The organism is Paraburkholderia jirisanensis (genome assembly GCF_054782355.1).
This window is the reverse complement of the sequence record NZ_BAAGSQ010000033.1, coordinates 723180-744913: the sequence shown is the minus strand read 5'-3', so window position 1 is coordinate 744913 and position 21734 is coordinate 723180. Positions and strand designations below refer to the sequence as shown.

The window sequence follows — 21734 nt, the reverse complement described above, 5'->3', positions numbered from 1 at the left end:
TGTTGATGGTCGCAGGGCAGAACATCGCTCTGCGCATGCGTCGACCAGCCTCCGGTTCGTACGGCTCGGCCACGCGCGTCGATAGTCATGATAGGGCGGCGAGGCGAGCCAAGAGGTTTTGTGCTGCGTGGTGACGGCCGGGATCTCAACTTTTGCTCGAGCCGACCGAAAATCTGAATTCATCGGGGTGCCTCGCGGCCGTTCACGCCCCAGCTCTCGCGAGAAGGCTGAGCATTTTTTGCAGAAGAATGCAGGCGGACTCCGGTCGTTTTCCTGTTCAGGCCAGGTATTTTCGTTCACTGTGAATACGATTCGTTATCCTAAATAGATGGGAGAAAAAATGATTGGAGGGCGAATAATGGATTCGACCGTTGTAGTTGTGCTTGATCAGATGGGTAATCGGCTTGCTAATTGCACGGAGGATCGCGCTGATGCGTTGATAGAAAAAGGTCACGCAGAGGCGGTGAGCAGCAGTCCACCGGTGATTCGACTGAAGCGAAATGCTGGAAACGGCGTGCCATCAACTTTTCCCAGCGCCGTGACAAGGAGCCAAAAGAAGCGGGCTTCTCGCGTCAGGACCCTACGCTCGAGAGATGGAGACGGCTGTTTCTATTGCGGCAGCGGCATGGAAAGTGGAGACCTGACGCTGGAGCACCTGCTTTCGATAAAGGATGGTGGGACGAGCAACCTTGCAAATCTTGTTCTTGCGCATCGCCGCTGCAATGAAATAGCCGGGGATCTGCCGATCATTGCGAAGATAAAGCTGCGCGAGAACCTGATGTCGCGACAAGGAAAAGTCGTTGATGCAGGGCAGTCGTAGGCTCAAACCATTCACTGGTTTTCGCAGTCAGAAACAACGATTCCTTCAATACCGCGAGGTTGATCTGCCGGTACAGCTCGGCAAGGATCGCGCCGCCCAGCGCACCGACTGCGGCCGCTTCCGTCGGCGTGGCGATCGGAGTGAAGCGTCCATGCGGACGTCATGTCGATGCCATAGGCGTCGACATGTTCGATCAGCACCTTCTCCGCATGGGAGGACGCGGGAGGCTCGTTCAAGGCTGAACCTCATACGGCGGGAATGCAGAGAGGCGTGGATCGTCCACCGCGCCACCTACTGTGAAGTGATACAGGCTCTGCCAGGCGTGATCCTTCACTCCGAGCAATGTATGCATTTCGTCGTCAAAAAAGCAGCCAACCCCCGTGGCACGCACTCCGGCAGCTTCGGCTTCGAGATAGAGAACCTGGCCGAGAATGCCGCATTCCCAGTAAAGATGGCGATAACGCCATGGTTGCTTCAAGGCGATTTCGAATCTGGCGATCATTCCCAACGCAAAGCAGGAGTCGGCGGCAATATCCTGGTGGCAGCAGATCAACTTTGCCACGGCGCGCAGATCGTAAGGTAGTAGAAAATAGAGCGGCAGATAGTCCGGCCCGATCTTCTTCCACAGCCATTCTGGACGCAGAGACTGCCTGAGAACCGGCAGCGCTTCGGGATTTCTGACGAGCATATACAGGCCTGGCTCCAAGCCGTCGACGCGGTGTACAAATAGCGCCGCGTGCACTGCCGCAGGGGATATCAGTGCATTCCACGGGGGCGTGTCGCGACGCGGCAACAGGCACCCCAGCATGCTGAAAAAAGCCGCGTCGGCGATGCGCGTCGTACCATCGAAGTTCACCGCGCTACGACGCTGCCGGGCGATCCGGGCGAAGCGGAGGTCAAGGGCGGGCCTCGCGGGCGACGGGCGCAGTTCTGGATTCGGCGAAGTCGGTTCGGGAGTACGGGCCTTGTATGTTGCTCGACGGATCGAATCAATGTCCGGCCACTTCACATGTCCCGAGCTCAACTGATTCGCGCGTCCATACCACCGTGCCTTATCCAAAGCGGTCAGCATGCGCCCAAGATCAGGCCGCCATCCAGGATTGCCGATCCAGAGCAAAGCATCTGGCGCCTCCGATTCGGCGTCCACGAAATCTTCGCTGCGCTCCAATCCAAGCAAGTCGGCCAGTACGTCATCGGCTGCCGCCTCCACCAGCCGCGTCTGCCAGCCGAGCGCAGCCGCTGCGTAACTCAGCGCAGCAATGGCATGGCCGCAATCCTGCTGGCAGTAGCGCCAGCCACGCATACCGTATTTCCACGCCTCGCGCCAGTGGATCGAGCTTATGCCGAGCAGGACACCGCTGTCCGAAAACGCTTCGGTCCATCGCGGATCTTCCACTGTAGCGCGATGCTCAAGCGCATGATGCTGGCTCAGGTAGTGGTAGACGCCTCCGGACAAGCCGGGCAGAGCCGGACACAGAAGATAGCCCTCGGTCGGATGCAGATTTCCGCTCGAAGGGTTGCAGCGCAGTGCCCACCGCTGGGCGCCATAGGATTTCCACGCCGACAGGCCGAGGGAGAGTTCGAACAGGATTGCCAGACTGGATAGATCGAATGCGTGCGCGGGCGGCAGGGCGCCACAGCGCAACGCGTTGTAGTGTGTGGCCAGTTTATCCGCGGCTAACGGCAGACCTACGCGTGGTGCGCCGTGAAACACCCGGAAGGGATCCGGCTGGGTTGTCCAGTCGGGCCTCCCGGGGCCAGGAGCGTAGAAGTTGACGTGGTGCTTGCTGCGTTCGTGATATTCAAGCAGCGCATGCCTTGACCAGTCCATGTTCCCCTCAGGCCAAAAATTCCCGCACATGCGGCTGTACAAAGCCAGTTGGCTGGACGTTGGGACGCGATCTCATTTACGTCATGTAGGCAGGCTCGCTTTGGCGACAGCCGAGGCTCGGAGCGAGCACGCTATAAAGCTACTGCAAGTTGTATTGTTTGCGCAGCCCATTGATGATCTCCTCAGCCGCCGCCATGACGATTTCCTTCATATCTGCATTGTGGCTGTCACCATGCAAATAGTTGATGTTCCAGTTGCATCCCTCCGAGTCTTCAGCGTGCTCCTGGATTCCCCTTGGGCTCCAACCGGTCGTGTCTGCATTGGCATCGAGTGCTTTTGACACGATCTCAACTAGCTCCTGAGCAGTTTTAAGCTCATGCGGCATGTCGCTCTCCCATCGCCGTGTGTGCGGAACGGCCGCACTCGTTTCAGTCAGGTTTTCGTCACAACACTTGATCGCCCATGAATTCGTACAGGACATCATGCCGTCCTCGTCAACGAACGAACCGGTGTCGCCCGAGTTGTGCGTTTTGCTGGCCATCAAATGCCACCCATTCCAGGGCTGCAGCGAAGAAAACGCTCATTTCAATTCACCACGTTAATCCTGTTCCGCCCGAAGCTTCCAACGTTCCAGGTCACCTCTACGGATGTTCGCCGACAACTGACGTCATACCCGATGCCTCATGTCTCACATTTCGCTACCGACGCCTGTTTTCCTGACCGGAGCCGCCGGCAAGGTATCCGACCTTCGCGTTCCCTGCTTCTCTCGATGTCGCCTGCGTTGGCTGCCCGGCGAAGGCAGCGATCTGGAACCGGTCGTGCCGACGGAGACAGCTATGGCGCAGCTGCTCACTTGTGTTTCTTGAGGCGGGCCCTCGCACTACCGTAAGAAGCCTGGGTCTTGCCGATCACTTGCCCCACGCGGCCTTTAAGCGTGACCGCGCGATTGCCAATGGCCCTGCCAAAGTGTGCGCGCAGAGTGCCGGTAATCTGCTTTGTCCAGCCATGCATCAGATCTTTATTCATTACATCGTTCCTCATGTGCTGCCTCGCTGGAAACAAGGATCGAAAACTCTAGGCCTGGCGGGGTAGCGCGCTGTCAACGTCGCCGGCTGCCTGTTCCCACAACTGCTTGTCGCGCCCTTGCGGCTTACCCGCCTGTTCCCATAACTCGCGCGCGCGGACCAGGATGCTCGCCTCCCTCGCCGAAGTCGGTTCGCGTTCTTCGACTGTTTCGCCGCCAGCGTCGATATGTACGGTCGTGACATCGTATCCGTCGGCTAGCTGGTGCCATGCAGTCACATGGTTCATTTCTTCGAACTGACGGATACCGACGACGATGGCTTCTGCCTTTGTGCCCTGGGCTACGGTCACACGCATCAGCTCAGTGTGATGCGGATGCCCGCGGTGATCAATGAACGTCTTGTGGAAGGCTAGTTCGTAAGGTCGCCGCTCGGAGCCGCCGCCACTTAACGCGGTGAGCGCAATGATCCCGACCAGGTGCTGGTCCGTTCGGTCCAGGACGGCGAGCCGCTGCACGTGACTCTCGCGCATGATCCGTTCAGCTACCTCAACGGGATCGTCTTCGAAGCAAAAGAGGATATCTGCCGACATTGCCTCGCGCACCGTCATTCGACTCACATCGCGTGCATCGGCGACGCCACGCACCGCCACATCGCGATCGGTAATCATGCCGATTACCTTGTTGTTGAGACATACCGGCAACGCGCCGACATTGAACTTTTTGAACTTTCTGGAGGCCGAGTCGAGCATTTCATCGGCCTGGATACAGACTGGCTCTTTCATCACGTCTCTGACTAGCATGGCATTGTTCCCTGACCACTGTTAAAGATGGTGGCGCATCAGATTCAGACGACGGCCCCCAACGCCGGGCCTGCCGGCTGGCAGGCCCGGCGTAAGCAGTCTGCGCATCTTCCGAACGATATTACGTGCTGGCGGTCGCGAAAGCCGTCCGTTACCGTACCGAGTTTCACCGCAGCAGCGGGCACCATGATCCACGATGCGCCGAAGGTTTGTTCTCGCGCTTTTCAGTGAGATGTCACGCAAAAGGACGTCGGCGCACGCGAGCTAACTGCCACCCGCGCCAGGAGCATGCCTATGAACCCGATCACACTTTTTCTTTCCGTCACGATTACGCTGATCGCAGTCGCGGTCGGTCAATGGGTCAGCGTTTATCTGGCGCCGCCCATTTTTCTCGTAGCTATCCTCGTTGCTGCGTCGGTGAAGGTCGCCAACGTGTGGCAGAAGTTTGTCATCCTGCGCGTCGGCAAACTTCAGAGCGTCAGGGGGGCGGGATTCTTCATGATCATCCCGGTACTGGACAGCGTGGTCGCCATCATTGACGAGCGTGTCCAGACCACCGCCTTTAATGCCGAGCAGGCGCTGACGAAAGATACAGTCCCAGTCAATGTCGACGCGGTCATCTTCTGGCACGTGCATGATGCACAAAAGGCGGCGCTCGCCATCACCGATTACAGGCAAGCGATCGATCGCGTCGCCCAGACGTCGTTGCGCGAGATGATTGGCTCGTCGATGCTGGCTTCGCTTCTTTCAGATCGTAGGGCCGCCGATTCGCATTTACGCGATGAAATAGGCGGCAAGATTGCCGACTGGGGCGTCACGGTTCGATCGGTAGAAATCCGGGACGTTGCGATTCCGGAGGCGCTGCAGGACGCCATGTCGAGGCAGGCTCAGGCAGAGCGCGAAAAGCAGGCGCGTGTGATTCTCGGTTCCGCCGAAGCGGAAATTGCCGCGAAGTTCGTCGAAGCTGCCCGGGTCTATGAAAATCACCCAGGGGCACTGCAATTGCGGGCAATGAATATCATTTATGAAACCACGAAGGAGCGCGGTGCAACCATCCTGATTCCAAGTTCGATGATCGATAGCCTGAACCCGCCGCTGGCGCTGGCCATAGCCGCGCGCGACGTAGCGGGCGTGTCGCCGACACCGCTCAAGACAGCGGCTTAGGCGGGCGCCCGACGTCCATCACCGGAGTATCGAACCATGCTGCGAAATATTGAGAGTCTGAAGGGATGCACCGTGATCGCGAGTGACGGCGAAATAGGGAATGTGGAAGAGCTCTATTTCGATGACGAGGCGTGGGGTATCCGCTATCTGGTCGTCAAGACGGGGAACTGGATCGACGGACGGCGCGTGCTGATTTCGCCGTACTCGGTTATCCGCACAGACCCGGGGGCGTTGGGCATCCACGTCGAACTCACGCGGCAGCAGGTGAGTGACAGTCCTCCGGTCGACCTCCACAGGCCTGTCTCGCGTCAGCACGAAGCGGAGTATCTGCGCTACTACGGCTACCCGACTTATTGGGGTGGCCTGGACGTGTGGGGCGTGAGTAGCTATCCGGCATTCAGTCGTGCGGCGCTGTCGGCTGTGTCGCCGGAGACGCGCGCGCAACTCGCGCTGTACGGAGACAAACCGCCGGGCGACAGTCATCTGCATAGCACGAACGCGGTGGAGGGGTACCACGTCGTGGCAGGCGAGGGCGATGTGGGTCACGTGTCCGGATTCGTTTTTGACGATGAGGCCTGGATCATTCGATATCTCGCCGTTGACACGCAAAACTGGTGGCCGTCATCAAAAGAAGTGTTGCTGGCAACGCAGTGGATCTTTCTGATCGACTGGTTCGGATCTACCGTTTCAACCGAACTGACACGCGACTCCATCAGGGACAGCCCGGTGTACGACAGCGCTGTCCCGCTAGAGCGCGATTTCGAAACGAAACTTTACGCGTTCTATGGCAAGGCGGGGTACTGGTCGTAGGAAAGGGTGGCGTAGCCGCTAAACAATCGCGCGGCATAGCTCTTGCGGCATCATAAGGGCGCGCCATGGAGGGCCAACTCGTAACCCTGACGGCCTGACCACACGATGGAGAGATCAGCCATGAGAGCACTTGTCTATCAAGGGCCATATGAAAAGGCTCTCGAGCAGCGACCCACTCCGGAAATCTCGACCTCGACAGACGCGATCGTGAAGGTCACGAAGACGACAATCTGCGGCACGGACTTGCACATCCTCAAGGGCGACGTCCCGAGTTGTCAGCCTGGCCGTGTGCTAGGTCATGAGGGAATAGGGGTTGTCCATCAGATCGGCCCGTCCGTGACGACATTCAAACCGGGCGAGCGTGTTCTGATTTCGTGCATTACTTCGTGCGGGAAATGCCTGTACTGCCGCAAGCAGATGTATTCGCACTGCACGAGCGGCGGATGGATCCTGGGCAACACGATCGACGGCACGCAGGCCGAATACGTCCGTATTCCTTACGCGGATACCAGCTTGTACCGGATTCCGGACGATGACGAGGCGCTGGTGATGTTGAGCGACATCCTGCCGACCGGCTTCGAATGCGGCGTGCTCAACGGCAAAGTGCAGCCCGGTAGTACGGTCGCGATCGTCGGTGCGGGGCCGATTGGGCTAGCTGCGCTGCTTACTGCCCGGTTCTATGCTCCAGCGCAGATCATCATGATCGATCTCGACAATAACCGGCTGGAAGTGGCGAAGCGCTTCGGTGCGACTGAGACGATCAACAATGTGCGCTCAGATGCCGCAAAGGCTGTGATGAGCATGACCGCCGGTTGCGGCGTCGACACCGCGATTGAGGCGGTTGGTATTCCAGCCACGTTCGAACTGTGTGAAGATCTGATCGCGCCGGGCGGGACCATCGCGAACGTCGGCGTGCATGGAATAAAGGTGGATCTGCATCTTGAACGTCTGTGGGACCGCAACATTACGATCACCACGCGGCTTGTCGACACGGTCAGCACGCCCATGCTCCTGAGCAGCCTTCATTCTCAGAAAATCGACGCAAAATTATTGATCACGCACCGGTTCCGTCTCAACGATATCCTCGATGCTTACGAGACCTTTTCTCACGCAGCGGATACGCGGGCGCTCAAGGTAATCATCGAAACCTGAAGGGACGTAGCAGGGTGTCGCGGCGCGGTCTTCTACAGCGCTTTCAGATCGGGCAACAGTCGGTCGAATTCCCGTCTTACCACGCTGTAGCATTCGCATACGCGTACTTCCAGTCCGGGACGGTCCAGCACTTCGATATGCCCGTGACTGTAGCGAATCAGTCCCGCATCCTGTAGTTTCAACGCCGCTTCGGTGACGCCAGAACGTCGCACGCCCAGCATGTTGGCGATCAGCTCCTGCGTCATTTTCAGTTCGTTGGACGGCAGGCGGTCTATGCTGAGCAGCAGCCATCGGCAGAGTTGCTGATCGATCGAATGATGACGGTTGCACACGGCTGTCTGCGCCATCTGGGTAATCAGCGCCTGGGTGTAGCGCAACAACAGCCGCTGCACCGGGCCGGCCCGGTGAAACTCTTGCTTCAGAATCCGGGCATCGAGTCGATACGCCTCGCCGGCGCTTTGCACGATCGCCCGGCTTGGCGTTGTCTCTCCACCCATGAACAATGCGATACCGATGAGCCCCTCATTGCCGACGATCGCAATTTCCGCTGACGCGCCGTCTTCCATCACGTAGAGCAGTGAGACGATGGCAGTGACCGGAAAATAAACGTGATTGAGACGATCGCCGGATTCGTATACGACCTGGCCCAACGGCATATCGACGCGCACCAGGTGAGGTGACACCCGCGCCCACTCTGCCTCCTGCAGAACCGAGAGCAGATGATTTTTCCTTGCGGGATCCACGTTTGCCATGTACCGCTCCTTAACGTGCTGCTGAAAACCGGGTGACGAGGTCGCAGCAGCGCTCTCGAAGGCGACGGGAGAGCCTGGTTCAAATTATAGTTCGGGGGCGTCAGCGCGACATCATGCCGTGTTCCGGCTATTTGTGGGCATAAAGGGCGAGTAGAACTGCGAAAAAACTGGGAATGCCTGTTGATCGTGCTTTGTAACGGGAAAATCAGGCGGCCGACGGTCAATGCTGCAAATGCGGCATCAGGTCCTGTCGAAAGCGTGCTGTGCGGCGATGACCGGCAGGCGGAGCGTAAATGCGCTCCCAGTTCCGGGGCCTGCGCTGCTCGCCGACACGGTCCCTCCGTGCGCGTGCGCAATCGCGCTCACGACGGCAAGCCCGATGCCGAGACCGCCTGAACTGGCCGCAATCGTCCGGCTGGATTGCGCAAACAGGTCGAAAACATGCGGCAGCAGCACGGCCGAAATGCCAAGCCCGTCATCGCTCACGCACAGAAGTAGTTCCCCCCGCTCCGCGTATGCGGAGAAACAGATATGACCGCCTGGCGGCGTGTACTTCACGGCGTTCTGCAAGAGGTTACTGACAGCCTGCGAAAGGCGAACGGAATCGCACACGATGCGCAATGGCTTGTCAGGAATCTGCACAGTGAGAGTCTGGCAACGTGCCGCAGTCGCCAGGGCGGTGGCGGCGAGTGGATCGGACAGGCAATCGATGAGGTCGACTTCGCCCTCGCACAGGCGCAGTGCCCCCTGACCGATTCTGGTAGCGTCCATCAGATCTTCGGCGAGACGGGCGATGCCTTCGATCTGCCGCTCAATCGTGTCGACCATCCGGAGCACGTCGGTCTGCCCGGGGGATGCCCTGCGAATCACCTCAGCGGCGAATCGCAGCGGCGCCAGCGGACCACGCAATTCGTGCGCGACGATCGCCAGGATCTCATCCTTCACTCTAGCCCGATTGCGCTCTCCGACGGAGGGCAAGCGGTAGTTGGAAAGATCCACGGTGGGCCGGGCAGGGCATTCGATCAATCCTTCCTCCGATTCGACAGGATAGAAAGAAAGCGTGCCGACAGAAGGCCGGGCGAACGCGGAATGCTGTGACATGTTGGTCCCCAGATTGCAATGCGTGAATCGCACAGGTGTCGCCGCTTGCGGCGGCCACAAAGGTGACTTCGCTGCCGCAGGGTATGTCTGTAACGGCCCTGCCTACGGCTGCGCCGCTAGCGCGACCTGGGCGGCGCTGGTGCGTGCAAGGGTGGACTTGTACGGTCTCATACCGCGCGACGAAGGTCTGTACGGTAACGTGCAGCACCGGCCTGAGACGGTGATGCTGGCGAAAGTAGCCTTCATCGCTCGTGGCGTCCGGTCTTGACGGGTATTTCCCGCGGTGCCGGCCGGGGATTGCCCGGCGCTCGCATGCAGGTACGGTACCGTACCGCTTTCCATTGAATATGCGTCCAACGTAATCATTCTGAGCACGTCGGGCACTGCGCTCGAGGCGCTGTAACGATATCCACGCGACAACGCCTGGCGTGCGCGCCCACATTTTCGCGGCCGAGCCTTTGAGATGAAATACAGGGACTACTACGAGATCCTCGGACTGTCACGCGATGCGACGCAGGACGGTATCAGGCGTGCGTACCGGAAGCTGGCGCGCAAATATCATCCGGATGTGAGCAGGCAAGCCGACGCGGAAGAGCGCTTCAAGGAGCTTGGCGAGGCGTACACGGTGCTCAAGGATACGGAGAAACGCGCCGCCTACGACCGGATGGGTAGCCAGTGGCACGAAGGTCAGGATTTCCAGCCACCGCCGCAGTGGGACGAGAACTTCGAATTCAATGGAAAGGAACATCGCAGCCGCGCAAACGCGCACTTCAGCGACTTCTTCGAGGCGCTGTTCGGCGGTGAACATGCCAGCGGTCAGAGGCGGCAGGCAGACGGAAGCTCGTCGCGGGCGGATCATGCCGGCCAGACGGCAAACGATCTCGAGGATGCCTATAGTGGTGCGCAATGCCCGATGCCGGGACAGGATCATCACGCGAAGATCACCATCGATCTAGAAGATGCGTATCGCGGCGCACAGCGCGCCATCTCGCTGGAAACGCCAGTTCTCGATCCACAAGGTCACGTTTCGTTGCGATCGCGAACGCTTAACGTATCAATCCCCAAGGGAACGCGCAGCGGCCAGCATCTGAGGCTTTCCGGCCAGGGTGGCGCCGGGTACGGACATGGACGTGAGGGTGACCTCTATCTGGAAATCAGGTTGCGCGATCACCCGCGTTTTCGTGTCGACGGACGCGACGTGTCACTCGATATGCCGGTCGCGCCCTGGGAGGCGGCACTCGGCGCGGACGTGATGGTGCCGTTGCCCAACGGTTCCGTCGAAATGACGATTCCGCCGGGCTGCGTTGGTGGCCGGCGTTTGCGACTCAAAGGCATGGGCATCCCCGGCAATCCGCCGGGCGATGTGTACGTAACCCTGAACATCGCACTGCCCCCGGCCGACAGTGACAGGGCAAGAGCGACGTGGGACAGGATGAGACAGGCGTTCGATTTCGATCCGCGCGCCGATTTCTACAGGTGATCACGATGAGCGAACCGTCAACGATCTGTCTTGAAGGTCACATTGTCGAAGATCATACCGAGTTCACGCTATCTGGATTATGTCGGGCGACGGGTGCTTCGGAATCGCAGCTAGTTTTGTGGGTTTCGGAAGGCGTATTCGGGGTGCAGGACGGCGCGCCGCAGACGTGGCGGTTCGCCGGCGCCTTGCTTTACCGGGCGCGCGTCGCTGTGCGGCTCGCGAGCGACCTCGACATCAACCCGTCGGGCATCGCGTTAGCCCTCGACCTGCTCGATGAAATCGATGCGTTACGCGCACGCGTGACGCATCCGTAGCGTTTTCTAGACTAGCGGAATACCTGCCGAATAGACTGACGCCAACCTGAGAGCAGGTCGCGATGCCACTGGGATCGTCGTCGGAGGCACCGGTGATAAAGCTTGGCCCCATGAATGGCGATGCATAGCTTACGTGCAAGCACGAAAACTACGCCCTGCACGAGCAGGTCGCTGGACGGACTCGCCGTCCGATGGGGAGGCCAGCAAGACGCTGGCCTCCATTTTTACATCCGCACGATTTAGATTGCTTTGCGGCATCATCAAGCGCATTGTGAACTGATCCAGATGTACCTCTGGCCGCCTTTTTTTTCGCATCCGGACAGGCACAGTTCAATGACGGTCAGCACCATTTACGGAGCGCGTCATCATGACCATTCCCACCATCGAATACAGAGGGTACGAGTTACGCGCGTACGCTCATCAAGAGTTTCCGCTGCATCGTGACCCGTATGCCAAAGGTCCGCGGCAGTTTTCGTCCGTCGTGCGCATCGACACTATTCAGCCCGGCGACGCCGAGGTGCGGCGTTATGCGACGTTGTTCACTACAGCAACTCCCACCACCGAGGGTGATGCCATCGACCTCGCGATGCAATACGGCAGGGACATCGTCGACGGCAACGTTCAGGCGAGCGGACTCTGACCGAATAATGCCAGTCGGTCCGCAACTGGAGTGGAGCAGGGCATGCAATATCCGTTTTATGTTCACCGCGATGGCGACGTCAGTCTGCTCGAAGGTCTGCTGCAGCAAGTCCATCTGGCAGCAAGAGAACTTCACATCACACGCTCTGCGTTGATCACGCTGGCCGTAGTACACGAACTTGCGGGCCGGTACGAAGGACAGTTGTCCAGCATGCCTGTTTCCCAACGGGTCTTCGTGGACCGATGACGTGTACGTCAGGAACACGGAATACGATGTGTCGCGCCGTCCCGGCTATCAGGGCGTCGCTAACCGCCTGTCGGCGAACCAGTATGTCTCACAGGAGTGGATCATGAACGATGACCAGGTCAATGCGGAAGAGCTGGCAGAAAGCAGAAGGCGCAGAGAAGCCATGCAGCGTGCGGCGGATGATGGCATGCCGGTTGCCGCAGAAATTGGAGAGCGAGACGCCGTGGAGATCCCATACAGGAAACCGAAGCAATGGATCAGGCACGCGAGGAAATGGCTAGGTGCTGGCAGCGGCTCGATGCGATCCTGACCATCGGCGGATCAAAAAAGAGGAAGCAGCCTCGCGCGGAAACGGGCAAACAAAAAACCGGTAAAAGGTCGCTTTGGCAGGCTCTATAAGCTGGCACAACATCGGTGGCGTACAGTGCCTGGCGGCGATGTACGTTTCCCGGTCTTCTTTCAATACACTTGCTGGTTGGCGAGCGATACGGGCGGAATGAATGGCTCCATGTGCCTAACGTCGAATTGACGCGATCGCATCACTCCTTCCCGCCGCCGTCCATTCCGCTTCCAGTCCGCCATACCTGCTTGCCTTGTTCGGATAGCTCGCCGCAACTACGCTCGGCGTCGGCCTCCGTGCCTTCTATTGCCATGACACCGCCCGCCTGTTCCTGCGCCTTCTGTTTCTGCTTTTGCCGGGCTGCGACGGCTTCATCGTGCGACCTGCCTGCGTAGTTCAGGGTCATTTCGTCCACTCCTCCAAGACTGGTCTTCTCAACGTGACACGTGCCCGGTGCTCCCGGAAATCAATCCGCGCAGATCGAGCTATCCGGGCTTGCTGTGCATACCGGAAGCATGACTACAAACCGAGTCTATCGCGCAGCCTGTCGATCACGTGGTGCTCGCTCAACCAGCGAATCTCCTGCTTTCGCGCTACGCTTTTGCGATACCGGTGAAAGGAGGCCGAGAAAATAAGCATCATGGCTGTCAAGATGCCCCACATCGCGTAAGTCATGATGCCCCCTGGATTTATGGCGTTAGATATGGCCGGATCGATCTGTAGCGAGAACGCGTGTCTTAGGTCTTTCCCATCAAAACCAGTACAAGTACGGCAATCGCGACCACTCCTATAACGCTGGTCGGGAAGTATCCCCACCTTCGGCTATGCGGCCATCTTGGCAGTGCGGAGACCAGCAGTGCGACCGCGACGATCAGTACAAGAACGCCCATATTCATGTCGAATCCTTCTGAGCGCTGGTAGCGCGACAACGGCCGTAACCCATCCTGATTCTGGCGTGAGCTCCGTCTTCTGCGCGGTCGTGAATCCAGCTGAGGCAAACCCCGTTTGTCTACCTTTGAGCGCTCAGCGTAATGAGCAGGCGACGGCTTGTCTGTACGGTGTCGTACCGCTTGTCGACCTGTGTGACGTGGCATCAAAAACTGCGCAACAGGGTTGAGTACTACCGCATACCTTGTACGGTAGCGGGCAGACATTCAACCGCGCTCAGTCGACAATCTTTGCTGATACGAGATAGCTGCCGGGGAACAAAATGCTGCACACTCAATTCGAAGACGAACTGGCGCACCTTGAATACGTCGTTCCGCTTCTTGCGCCGGACAGCCCGCTTGGACTACGGTACTGGCGTCGTCGTATTATTTGGCTTTCCGCGCACCAGCGTCTGCTATCCGATGGCAGGGCCCGTGTGGCTCGACTTCTCATGCTATTCGACGAAATCGAGCGTCTTTCGGCGTAAAGAAAACGGCCAAAGTCCGGCGCTATGCGACGTTGTTCGCCAGGAGCAAGTCTCGCAAGCGCGGGTGATGCCACCGACCTCGCGATTCAATTCGGGCAGGATATCGTCGATGGCAAAGGTTCAGGCGAGCAGGCTCTGACACATTAAATGCCAGTCAGCCCGCAGCTCGAGTGGAGCAGATCATGCAATATCCGCTTTATGTACACCGCACAGGCGACACCGGCTTTCGCGCCAGTTTCCCCGATTTCCCCCGTGCCGTTGCGCACGGCGAGTCAATGGCTGAATTGAAGACCGATGCGAAGCAGGCCGTCGAATTGATGTATGACCGCAGCGAGCAGCCCATACCCGTTCCGACGTGCAGTGCGTCGGAGTTGCATGCGCACGAGATGGACGACGGGGAAGGGATCTGGATGTTTGTCGACATCAATCTTGCTCGGGTTACCTCGCAAGCCGTTGGCATTCAGGTCAACCTGCTCGACACATTGCTGCAGCAGGTCGATCTGGCCGCAAGCGAACGTCACATGACGCGCTCCGCGTTTATCACGCTGGCTGTCGTACACGAACTTGCAGCCCGCTACGAGGGGCAATTGTCCTGCTTGCCGGTTTCGCAAGTAGGTTTCGTGACAGATGTCAACTGTTAGGACTTTTAATGCTACGACTGGTTGATGTTCTGAACCGCAGCGGAACCGTGCTGCACACGTACCCTATTACCCTCGGGGAACAGGGAGATGAGGCAAACGATAGCCTGTATGAAGCGAAGGCACTGGAGGCGGCAGCGCACGGCCGTCTGGTTGCTGACAGTGAAGTCGAACGTCTAACGGCTCGACTGCACGTCAGCCGGAGCGGTCAGATGTCTCCGTATGGCGACGACCTTGAACGAAGCTCTGAAACGAAGAGCGGATTGGAACAGTCTGTTCGTGAACGCGCTTACGCGCTTTGGGAACAAGACGGTCGCCCGGATAGACCAACGGAAGTGTACTGGCATCGAGCGCTGGATCAACATCTGAGTGAGCGCGCGTATGCGTTGTGGCAACGGGAAGGTTGTCCGGATGGGCGCGCGGACGAATTCTGGCACCTTGTAGTCAGCTTTGAGGCACAGTAGTGCCGCGCTTGGCCTGCTGCTACTCGCTGAGAGCCGGACACGTCGACGAGGGGCGCCGCGCGAAGCGTCGAGAGCGCAGCGCTCCGCCACAAGCTGACTGGCAGTGCAACCCTCAACGTCGACGCTAAAGTGCCCGCCGTGCGCTGTATTGGGCGACGGCGCCGGCAGTATGCCTTCTTCCTCTCCAACGACCAGACAGAGGCGTCCATGCGCCGAACGATCACGTATCGCGGCTTCGAGATTCAAGTCGAATTGAGTCCATCGACGGACGACACGTTTGACGTCACTTTTCAGATACAAGGCGGCACAAACCTCGAAGTGCTCGGCGCCCGCGGAGGGCGCATACCGCTGCGCAACGGTCCCTTCACTGAACGTTGGGCCTATCTGGTGGCCGAGATCGCTGGGCAAGCCGCAATTGACGTGTTGCTTGGCCCGGTTGACTGATCGGACCTCTATTGCGTTCCGCTTCTTGCATCCGGCGGCCCTCGGACTCTCGTACTGGCGCCGTCTCATCACCTCGCCGTGCGCGCACGAAGACCTGTTGCCCAATGGACCTGTGTAACCCGGCTGCTTCAGCTATTCAACACACTCAAATGATTCCCGGTGAAGGGTGCATCATTTGGTCGAATGCTCCGGAGAGGCCGATGGTCCCATCGCGGACGGACGCTGGCTAGCGTCGTTTTCGTGCTCGCGGACCCTTTTCCCATCCGCACGCGCTTCTGCTTCTGAACCGAATACCGTATCGCTAAACGCGATCACCTTCTTGCCTACGCCATACAGTCGCTCAATGGTGAGCCCCCAATGCCAGCCACCGTCCTGTTCGAACACGTGAAGCGTCAGGTCGGGCAACGAGCGCGGATCTTTCATGTGCGCCTCCGCGAAATAGTGACCTGTGTTGGCTCAGATGCACGGTCTCTACGGATCCAGCATAGGCCGATAAATGCTGCGTCGCAACATCAATATGGGTGGCTTGTCGCTTTCCCGCCGCAGCGCTTTCCTAGCGGCTGTCTTGCCGTTATCTGTCGATGAGTGGGGATGCGGCGCATTTACGGTCGGTGACTGTGCCGGAAAACGCTCACTGACGGAAATGTTGGGAATGCTATCGAGCACTCGACCCTCGACCGGATCTTTGATCCACTACAACGCGGCCCAAATCATCAGGGGGATATGCCAACGGTAGTTTCGGGCTCGGACTGTATGTCGCGCGCGAGATTGCCAAAGCCCACGGCGGCGAGATCGTCGCAGGATCCGACGAGACGGAAACGGTGTTCTCGGTACTCCTGCCTCGTGGCAAATAGCGCTGATAACCCGCTGTGCCAGGTTTGCGGAAGCGACCGCGACCGACGATGAACACGAGTACAGGGGCGCGCAGATCTGTCCGGCCGCTTCGCCAAGTTAAGCTTACCGCATTGTCACTAGCCGGCGACTCTCATGCCGGAACGTGGCGATCACGGGCGACGAGAACGGTCACATCGTCGTCTTCACGCGAGTGATCGCGGTAGAGGACGGCGGCGATCAAGGACGGATGGCTCACTGACAAGCCAGGGTAACGTGCGAGATCCCAGCGCGTGTTCAATCCGTCCGAGTGCATCACGAGCAGCGCTCCCGGGCTCCACGCGCCGTCGAATTCCTGCGTTTTGCGGATGCCGCGCCCAACGATGCCCGCATGCGAGACGAGATGACGATGGCCTGCCGCGCTCCAAACGCTTGCAGCGACGTTCCCGATGCCGCAGAAACGGGCAACGCTCTCCGCGCGCGAGAAAGCGGTCCCGCGCTCCTCAGAGTCTGACCTTGGGTCGCCGGTGTCGGGCGGAACCGCGCGCGGCGGCAAGCGGGCGACACCGAGTGCCGCGCCAACCGTGGGTCGCAAGGCACGATCGGCAACGCTGACAATCTCGGGCAGAGGCGCTACGCTGCCTGGTGAGAGTGACCCGATCGCGGCCACCGCCGCGGAATGCGCTAGCAGTCCGTGGCCCAGGCCGTCAGCGATCATCACGGTGAAGCCTTCGATACCCTGTGTGCACGCCCATGCGTCGCCGCTGACGACCTGGCCGCGTAGTGCCAGGTTAATCACGCCATACTCGACCGGGACGCCACCCGGCATGACCGCCGCGGCGGCAGGACCGTGGGGCGGTGCGTCGCTCCACAATGAGACGCGCAGCACTGCGCCGGCGTCCGGCGCGCTCCAGACGGCGAATTCGTCTGAAAGTCGCCGCATCGCTGGCATACCTTCTTCGGAAATACCAACCGCCCAATCTGCGATCATAGAGCTAGACGTGGCCCCAGCCGTGTCAAAGCTCTTTGCAATCGACAGGATTTCGATACCGGCTCTGCCCACGCCCCCTGGATGCAATAGCGCGCTATCCGCCAACGGACACACCAGCAGTTCACCGCGCGCCGCATACCGGAGCAGGTTTGCACCCAACTCGGCAACGATGATGGCAACGTCGTCGATCCTCGCCTCGCTTAAACCGTGGAGCGCTGCGATTGCCCTGATACTCCGGTGCGCATACGACACCTCGCTGGGGTCGCTGATCTCGAAACGTTGATGTGCGGGCATGGCCAGGCTCGGTAAAGCTTGAAGCGGCTAGTAAAAGGGGGGCCGCGCCGAGGAGCGGAACGGTCAATAAATTGCTGTAAAGCCGCTACTGGTCGGCTGAAGTCAGCTTGTTGGCCGCTTCTCCGATCGCTACGCATCTTCAGCGTCCCATTATGCCCGGAGCCCTTTGCAATGGTCGGCATCCTATCTGCAAGCACGTCGGCGGCTAGCGGTAATTCTCTCGATCTGCATGTGTGGTGTGTATGTCGGCTTTCCGATCCCCTTCGGACAGTGTGACCGGCAACATCAACGTCTCAGAAAGGTCGAACAGCGACCGCTAGTGGAAGCGCACACTGGATCTCCCTCCAACTGGACGGAGATCGATATGGAAACGCAGAAAGTCAGCCGCCCAAGTGCTCGTGTGCCGTGGAATAAAGGCAAGCTCACGGGTCAGAAGTCGCCGTTGAAGCTGCCCGAGATCTGGGCCATCCGCATCCGGTTACAGATATCGATGAATGTTCGCAAGCTAGCGATGTTCAACCTCGCGATTGATAGCAAGCTTCGCGCATACGACCTGACTCGGCTGCGCGTGCAGGACACTGCCACGGAAGCCACGTCGGAGCGCGCGCAACAGTGATGCAGCAGAAAACGCAACGGCCGGTCCAGTTCGAAATAACGGAGCCGACCCGTCAGAGCGTAGAGGCATGGATCGCTGCGCGTCACCTGAAAACCGCGGACTATCTTTTCCCAAGCCGGCTACATGCATCGCAGCATCTCTCGACCCGCCAATACGCGCGGATGGTGCATCGATGGGTAGCGTCGATAGGACTGGACGACAGCGCGTACGGAACGCACACCATGAGACGGACCAAGGCGTCTTTAATCTACCGTCGAACAAAGAACCTTCGCGCGGTCCAGCTTCTACTTGGGCACATGAAGCTCGAGAGCACCGTCCGTTACCTCGGCATCGAGGTAGACGATGCACTGGAGATGGCGAAGCAAACTGAAGTATGAACGACAGCCGGCGAGCGGGTGCTTGCCGGCCATAAGCAGTCTTTCGCACGCGGTTCGTGAATGTCTGCAATCGACGGACTTACTGCCCTTCGGTGAGCGACGGCTCTCGAGATGCAGATCTGACCGTCGTCAGTGGTGGGCGCGAGTCGCCCGCGTATGTGCTGCCTTCCTCGTGGCGGCCGAGCGTCCTGTTGCACCTTTTGTCACAGGCCCTCTTCGCTGCTGCGGACCGGCTTGCTGCCGACCTGGCTCGGGCAGCCGCCTTGCTCTGTTTTGACATCGCAGCACTTGAGGCGCCGCTTCCGCGTTTGAGCGCTGCGTTTCCGGGAGTGGTTGCTGCGCCGTCGACCCGGAGTTCGTGCCTTTGCTGGCCGCCGTCGTCTTTTTCGCCATGCCGCTGCTAGTTGGCCTGGCGGTAGTGTTCTTGCCGATCGCTACATCCTTTTCAGCCCTCTTGCGGATCGCCGTACTGCTCTTGCCTGCCGCCCGGGGCTTTAGTGCCACGCCCGCGCGGCGCGCCTTGTGCCGCGGGCTGCCTGCTAGTCGTCGTCCTCGTGCGGATTGTCGTTCAGTCCGAGATATCCATCGCCAACGTGCTGCACTGTCCCGTCTTTCGTTGTTGCGTCGCAACAGCTCAATTGCGCCGAAAGCACTGGGTTTATACTGATTCCGTCTCCTCCATGTCTCCTGGGTATGGATTCAGCCCGCCTTGGCGCGGGTTTTTTCTTGCCATTCAATCCATGCGGCTCGCGCAATTTCCGCTGCTTCCTCGGAAACCCTCCCAGTGCCCTTCGCCCTCAACCCTGAAGAGCTGCTGACAGGCACCCCCAGGCAGGCAGATGCGTTCCTCATGAACGCGCTCTGGAAAAGCACGGCCGGGGCGTTGCCTGTCGAATGGGTGGTCCATTGGAGAGACCTGCTGCGTGGACGCGGGGACGAGTTTGCGTCCCATATGGCAGCCTGCCAGTACTGGCTGTACGCGCGACAACTGGACCGCGTGCGGGTAACGCCGACGCGTCCTGGCAAGTCCCGCAAGACCGGCAAGTAGTTTCGGTGGCGGCCTGCTTTCGGGCGGCTAGTCTTTGCACTCGTCCGGATCGCCGGCCAGCGCGCGCGAAAGATCCTTCGTAAACTCTTCTTCCACGGCCTGCCACTCATCGGAGAAGAGCACACAGTCCTCAGGATTCTTTTTGCCATTTGCCTTACGGTTCGCACGCACGGATTTTTGGACCTCCATGGCTGCATCGCGGGCCGGCATGGTGGGCTGGTTCTTGTGGTTTTTGTCCATGTCCATGCATAAGGTTGTCCGCAGTGCAATCGCGCAGGTTTCGCAGTCGATGGCCGAACATGCCAGTCGCTGGCAACGAAAAAAGCCCCTCCGAAAAAGAGGGGCCCAGAACAAGCAATGCGCCCGCACGGGGAAGCGGGGAAGCGCGAGCGATGTCAGGATAGCCGTTCCTCGATTGGCGGGGCCACCTGCCAAAGATGGTAGGTCATGTTGGCGATCCACGCTCAACGCGTGAAAAAATCAATTACGAAGGTGAGGCCGTGAGATGAGAACTCTGCTCGCCCCGGGGGCCTGCTGTCACATGCTGCGAGCCGGACACGTCGACGAGGGGCGCCGCCGCGAACCGTTAAGCGCGCGGCGCTCCGTCACAAGCTGACTGGCAGCGAACCGTCAACGTCGACGCTGAAGTGCCGCCATGCTCTGCATGATGCCAGACGGGCGTCGGTTACATGCGGCCCGTCGCGGGCGCGTGGCAACTGCGCAAACCGTTCTGATTTTCTCGTTCCTCTCCAACGATTACACAGAGGCGTCCATGCGCCGAACGATCACGTATCGCGGCTTCGAGATTCAGGTCGAATTAAGTCCATCGACGGACGACACGTTTGACGTCACTTTTCAGATACAAGGCGGCACTAACCTTGAAGTGCTCGGCGCCCGCGGAGGGCGCATACGGCTACGCAACGGCCCCTTCACTGAGCGATGGGCCTACCTGGTCGCCGAGATCGCTGGGCAAGCCGCAATCGACGTGTTGCTTGGCCCGGTTGACTGATTGAATCTCTGTTGCTCATTTGCTTACACCCGCATGCCCGGCTCTTGATCGCATCACCGCCGACATATCTGCATGTGCGTTTCTGTCGTTTCGGGAACACGTGTTGCGCTACCAAAAGCATTGGCTCACGTCGTCAAGCGTCGTCGGGTACGGCATTAAACAATTTCAACGAGCTTTGGTTCCAGAGGCGGCCGTCATGAAAAATCCATGGACGAAGAGAAATCCTTTCCTGAGCATGTGGCTCAGCGGTACGCATGCCGCGATCGGAGCAGCACGAGGGCGAGTCGCATCGGCCGCGAAGCGGGAGGCAGTGAATTTCTGGACTGCAGCGTTGACATCGCCGAAGCCACGTAAGCGGCGAACGCGTCGTTGATCGCGCCTCACGAAGTCCAGACTGGTGAAATCCAGATTTGCGCGGACGGTTGAGGTCTGGTCACCTCACGTCGTCACACCGGCGACTCGGACAGGGCGTTGCCGGCAAACAATGTAGAAACAGCATGCCCGATGCAAATGCGTCAGGCGCACCCGGCCCATCACGAAACCGACATTGAGACTCTGTGTTCATCAGTTATGCAGAGTACGCTGAGAATATTTCAATTCCGAAGCGGCACGCCATGTGTCGCTGTTACGCAGGCCAGCGTCCAGAAAAGTTAACTCCATTGGCGTTTGCTCCTGATGGCGATGCTTCCCCGGTCCGCCTGAATCGTCTCGATCCATGACTGTCTTGCTGTTGCCACGAGGACATGACCGCGTGCGCATCCCGTGACGCACGCTCAACGTGCGTGGCATGCCTGACTCAATGGTGGACCGCGACCTCGCAGGCATACCCCATGCGCTGTGTTGCTGGCATTCACTGAAACGGAGACTCTCATGTTCATGCACAACGGGCTGTTGCAGTACACGGTGCGCGTTGGCGGGACCAATCCCGGTCTGGCAAATCTGATGCTCGAGCAGTTCGGCGGTCCGCAGGGCGAGCTTGCCGCTGCGATGCGCTACTTCACCCAGGCAGTCGCCGAAGAAGATCCGGGTCGCAAGGACATGCTATACGACATCGCGACAGAGGAGCTCAGCCACCTCGAGATCATCGGCTCGATCGTGGCGATGCTCAACCGCGGCGCGAAGGGCGAGCTTGCC

General features: G+C 59.3%; 26 protein-coding genes and 2 pseudogenes. 17 read left to right on the top strand and 11 right to left on the bottom strand.

Going from position 1 to position 21734, the window contains the following annotated elements:
• Positions 1–358: 358 nt before the first annotated feature.
• The gene (locus ACYVNQ_RS35330) at positions 359–820 is read left to right on the top strand and encodes an HNH endonuclease (protein ID WP_460909987.1); all 462 of its coding nucleotides are present in this window, start codon (positions 359–361) and stop codon (positions 818–820) included.
• Between the two features lie 232 nt (positions 821–1052).
• On the opposite strand, the gene ACYVNQ_RS35325 is transcribed toward ACYVNQ_RS35330, so the two are convergent.
• From ACYVNQ_RS35325 to ACYVNQ_RS35310, 4 genes are all read right to left on the bottom strand, one after another.
• The gene (locus tag ACYVNQ_RS35325; RefSeq protein WP_460909985.1) at positions 1053–2651 is read right to left on the bottom strand and encodes a SagB/ThcOx family dehydrogenase; all 1599 of its coding nucleotides are present in this window, start codon (positions 2649–2651) and stop codon (positions 1053–1055) included.
• Positions 2652–2790: 139 nt separating this feature from the next.
• Positions 2791–3192, bottom strand: coding sequence for a hypothetical protein (locus ACYVNQ_RS35320; RefSeq protein WP_460909983.1), 402 nt, complete (start codon positions 3190–3192; stop codon positions 2791–2793).
• A gap of 308 nt (positions 3193–3500) precedes the next feature.
• Complete coding sequence (locus ACYVNQ_RS35315) at positions 3501–3677, bottom strand: CsbD family protein (protein ID WP_460909981.1); 177 nt, start codon at positions 3675–3677, stop codon at positions 3501–3503.
• Positions 3678–3725: 48 nt separating this feature from the next.
• Positions 3726–4475 (bottom strand): CBS domain-containing protein, encoded by a 750-nt coding sequence (locus ACYVNQ_RS35310; protein WP_460909979.1) that lies wholly within the window; start codon positions 4473–4475, stop codon positions 3726–3728.
• Between the two features lie 294 nt (positions 4476–4769).
• Between ACYVNQ_RS35310 and ACYVNQ_RS35305 the strand changes: the two genes are divergently transcribed.
• The 3 genes from ACYVNQ_RS35305 to ACYVNQ_RS35295 all read left to right on the top strand — a co-directional run bounded on the left by ACYVNQ_RS35305 (position 4770) and on the right by ACYVNQ_RS35295 (position 7601).
• Positions 4770–5639, top strand: a complete 870-nt coding sequence (locus ACYVNQ_RS35305; RefSeq protein ID WP_460909977.1) for a slipin family protein — start codon at positions 4770–4772, stop codon at positions 5637–5639.
• Positions 5640–5675: 36 nt separating this feature from the next.
• On the top strand, positions 5676–6449 hold the full coding sequence (locus ACYVNQ_RS35300) for a PRC-barrel domain-containing protein (RefSeq protein ID WP_460909975.1): 774 nt from the start codon (positions 5676–5678) through the stop codon (positions 6447–6449).
• 120 nt (positions 6450–6569) lie between these two features.
• Positions 6570–7601, top strand: coding sequence for a zinc-dependent alcohol dehydrogenase family protein (locus ACYVNQ_RS35295; protein ID WP_460909974.1), 1032 nt, complete (start codon positions 6570–6572; stop codon positions 7599–7601).
• Between the two features lie 32 nt (positions 7602–7633).
• Here the strand turns inward: ACYVNQ_RS35295 and ACYVNQ_RS35290 are convergent, their stop codons facing one another.
• A complete protein-coding gene (locus tag ACYVNQ_RS35290; RefSeq protein WP_460909972.1) occupies positions 7634–8353 on the bottom strand; it encodes a Crp/Fnr family transcriptional regulator in 720 nt (239 codons plus the stop codon).
• A gap of 240 nt (positions 8354–8593) precedes the next feature.
• Positions 8594–9454, bottom strand: coding sequence for a sensor histidine kinase (locus ACYVNQ_RS35285; protein WP_460909970.1), 861 nt, complete (start codon positions 9452–9454; stop codon positions 8594–8596).
• Positions 9455–9917: 463 nt separating this feature from the next.
• Here ACYVNQ_RS35285 and ACYVNQ_RS35280 point away from each other — a divergent pair, with 463 nt between their 5' ends.
• The 5 genes from ACYVNQ_RS35280 to ACYVNQ_RS35260 all read left to right on the top strand — a co-directional run bounded on the left by ACYVNQ_RS35280 (position 9918) and on the right by ACYVNQ_RS35260 (position 12444).
• Entirely contained in the window at positions 9918–10934 is a 1017-nt protein-coding gene (locus ACYVNQ_RS35280) for a DnaJ C-terminal domain-containing protein (RefSeq protein ID WP_460909968.1), read from the top strand.
• A 5-nt stretch (positions 10935–10939) separates the two neighbouring features.
• Entirely contained in the window at positions 10940–11248 is a 309-nt protein-coding gene (locus ACYVNQ_RS35275) for a chaperone modulator CbpM (protein ID WP_460909966.1), read from the top strand.
• Between the two features lie 367 nt (positions 11249–11615).
• The gene (locus ACYVNQ_RS35270; protein WP_460909964.1) at positions 11616–11888 is read left to right on the top strand and encodes a hypothetical protein; all 273 of its coding nucleotides are present in this window, start codon (positions 11616–11618) and stop codon (positions 11886–11888) included.
• A gap of 42 nt (positions 11889–11930) precedes the next feature.
• Positions 11931–12134 (top strand): hypothetical protein, encoded by a 204-nt coding sequence (locus ACYVNQ_RS35265; RefSeq protein WP_460909962.1) that lies wholly within the window; start codon positions 11931–11933, stop codon positions 12132–12134.
• Positions 12135–12237: 103 nt separating this feature from the next.
• Positions 12238–12444, top strand: a complete 207-nt coding sequence (locus ACYVNQ_RS35260) for a hypothetical protein (protein WP_460909960.1) — start codon at positions 12238–12240, stop codon at positions 12442–12444.
• A gap of 229 nt (positions 12445–12673) precedes the next feature.
• Here ACYVNQ_RS35260 and ACYVNQ_RS35255 read toward each other — a convergent pair whose 3' ends face one another.
• The gene (locus ACYVNQ_RS35255) at positions 12674–12880 is read right to left on the bottom strand and encodes a hypothetical protein (protein WP_460909958.1); all 207 of its coding nucleotides are present in this window, start codon (positions 12878–12880) and stop codon (positions 12674–12676) included.
• A gap of 331 nt (positions 12881–13211) precedes the next feature.
• Positions 13212–13364 carry a DUF3309 family protein gene (locus tag ACYVNQ_RS35250; RefSeq protein WP_460911231.1) on the bottom strand — a complete coding sequence of 51 codons (153 nt, stop codon included), beginning with the start codon at positions 13362–13364 and terminating at the stop codon, positions 13212–13214.
• Between the two features lie 706 nt (positions 13365–14070).
• On the opposite strand from ACYVNQ_RS35250, the gene ACYVNQ_RS35245 reads away from it, so the two are divergent.
• From ACYVNQ_RS35245 to ACYVNQ_RS35235, 3 genes are all read left to right on the top strand, one after another.
• Complete coding sequence (locus tag ACYVNQ_RS35245) at positions 14071–14529, top strand: type II toxin-antitoxin system HicB family antitoxin (RefSeq protein ID WP_460909956.1); 459 nt, start codon at positions 14071–14073, stop codon at positions 14527–14529.
• Between the two features lie 8 nt (positions 14530–14537).
• The gene (locus tag ACYVNQ_RS35240; RefSeq protein ID WP_460909954.1) at positions 14538–14990 is read left to right on the top strand and encodes a DUF2934 domain-containing protein; all 453 of its coding nucleotides are present in this window, start codon (positions 14538–14540) and stop codon (positions 14988–14990) included.
• A 207-nt stretch (positions 14991–15197) separates the two neighbouring features.
• Entirely contained in the window at positions 15198–15434 is a 237-nt protein-coding gene (locus tag ACYVNQ_RS35235) for a hypothetical protein (RefSeq protein WP_460909952.1), read from the top strand.
• Between the two features lie 171 nt (positions 15435–15605).
• Here ACYVNQ_RS35235 and ACYVNQ_RS35230 read toward each other — a convergent pair whose 3' ends face one another.
• Positions 15606–15857, bottom strand: coding sequence for a hypothetical protein (locus ACYVNQ_RS35230; RefSeq protein ID WP_460909950.1), 252 nt, complete (start codon positions 15855–15857; stop codon positions 15606–15608).
• Between the two features lie 219 nt (positions 15858–16076).
• Between ACYVNQ_RS35230 and ACYVNQ_RS35225 the strand changes: the two are divergent.
• Positions 16077–16288 (top strand): annotated as a pseudogene (locus ACYVNQ_RS35225) (ATP-binding protein); the annotation flags it as partial.
• A 131-nt stretch (positions 16289–16419) separates the two neighbouring features.
• On the opposite strand, the gene ACYVNQ_RS35220 reads toward ACYVNQ_RS35225, so the two are convergent.
• Positions 16420–17550 (bottom strand): ATP-binding SpoIIE family protein phosphatase, encoded by a 1131-nt coding sequence (locus ACYVNQ_RS35220; protein ID WP_460909948.1) that lies wholly within the window; start codon positions 17548–17550, stop codon positions 16420–16422.
• A 364-nt stretch (positions 17551–17914) separates the two neighbouring features.
• Between ACYVNQ_RS35220 and ACYVNQ_RS35215 the strand changes: the two are divergent.
• Both ACYVNQ_RS35215 and ACYVNQ_RS35210 read left to right on the top strand, forming a co-directional pair.
• Positions 17915–18543 (top strand): annotated as a pseudogene (locus ACYVNQ_RS35215) (tyrosine-type recombinase/integrase).
• Between the two features lie 784 nt (positions 18544–19327).
• Positions 19328–19591, top strand: coding sequence for a hypothetical protein (locus ACYVNQ_RS35210; RefSeq protein WP_460909946.1), 264 nt, complete (start codon positions 19328–19330; stop codon positions 19589–19591).
• Between the two features lie 27 nt (positions 19592–19618).
• On the opposite strand, the gene ACYVNQ_RS35205 is transcribed toward ACYVNQ_RS35210, so the two are convergent.
• Positions 19619–19837, bottom strand: coding sequence for a hypothetical protein (locus ACYVNQ_RS35205; protein ID WP_460909943.1), 219 nt, complete (start codon positions 19835–19837; stop codon positions 19619–19621).
• Between the two features lie 526 nt (positions 19838–20363).
• Here ACYVNQ_RS35205 and ACYVNQ_RS35200 point away from each other — a divergent pair.
• Together ACYVNQ_RS35200 and ACYVNQ_RS35195 are read left to right on the top strand one after the other, a co-directional pair.
• Entirely contained in the window at positions 20364–20600 is a 237-nt protein-coding gene (locus ACYVNQ_RS35200; RefSeq protein WP_460911229.1) for a hypothetical protein, read from the top strand.
• A gap of 870 nt (positions 20601–21470) precedes the next feature.
• The coding region (locus tag ACYVNQ_RS35195) for a manganese catalase family protein (RefSeq protein ID WP_460909941.1) at positions 21471–21734 on the top strand (264 nt) is incomplete at its 3' end.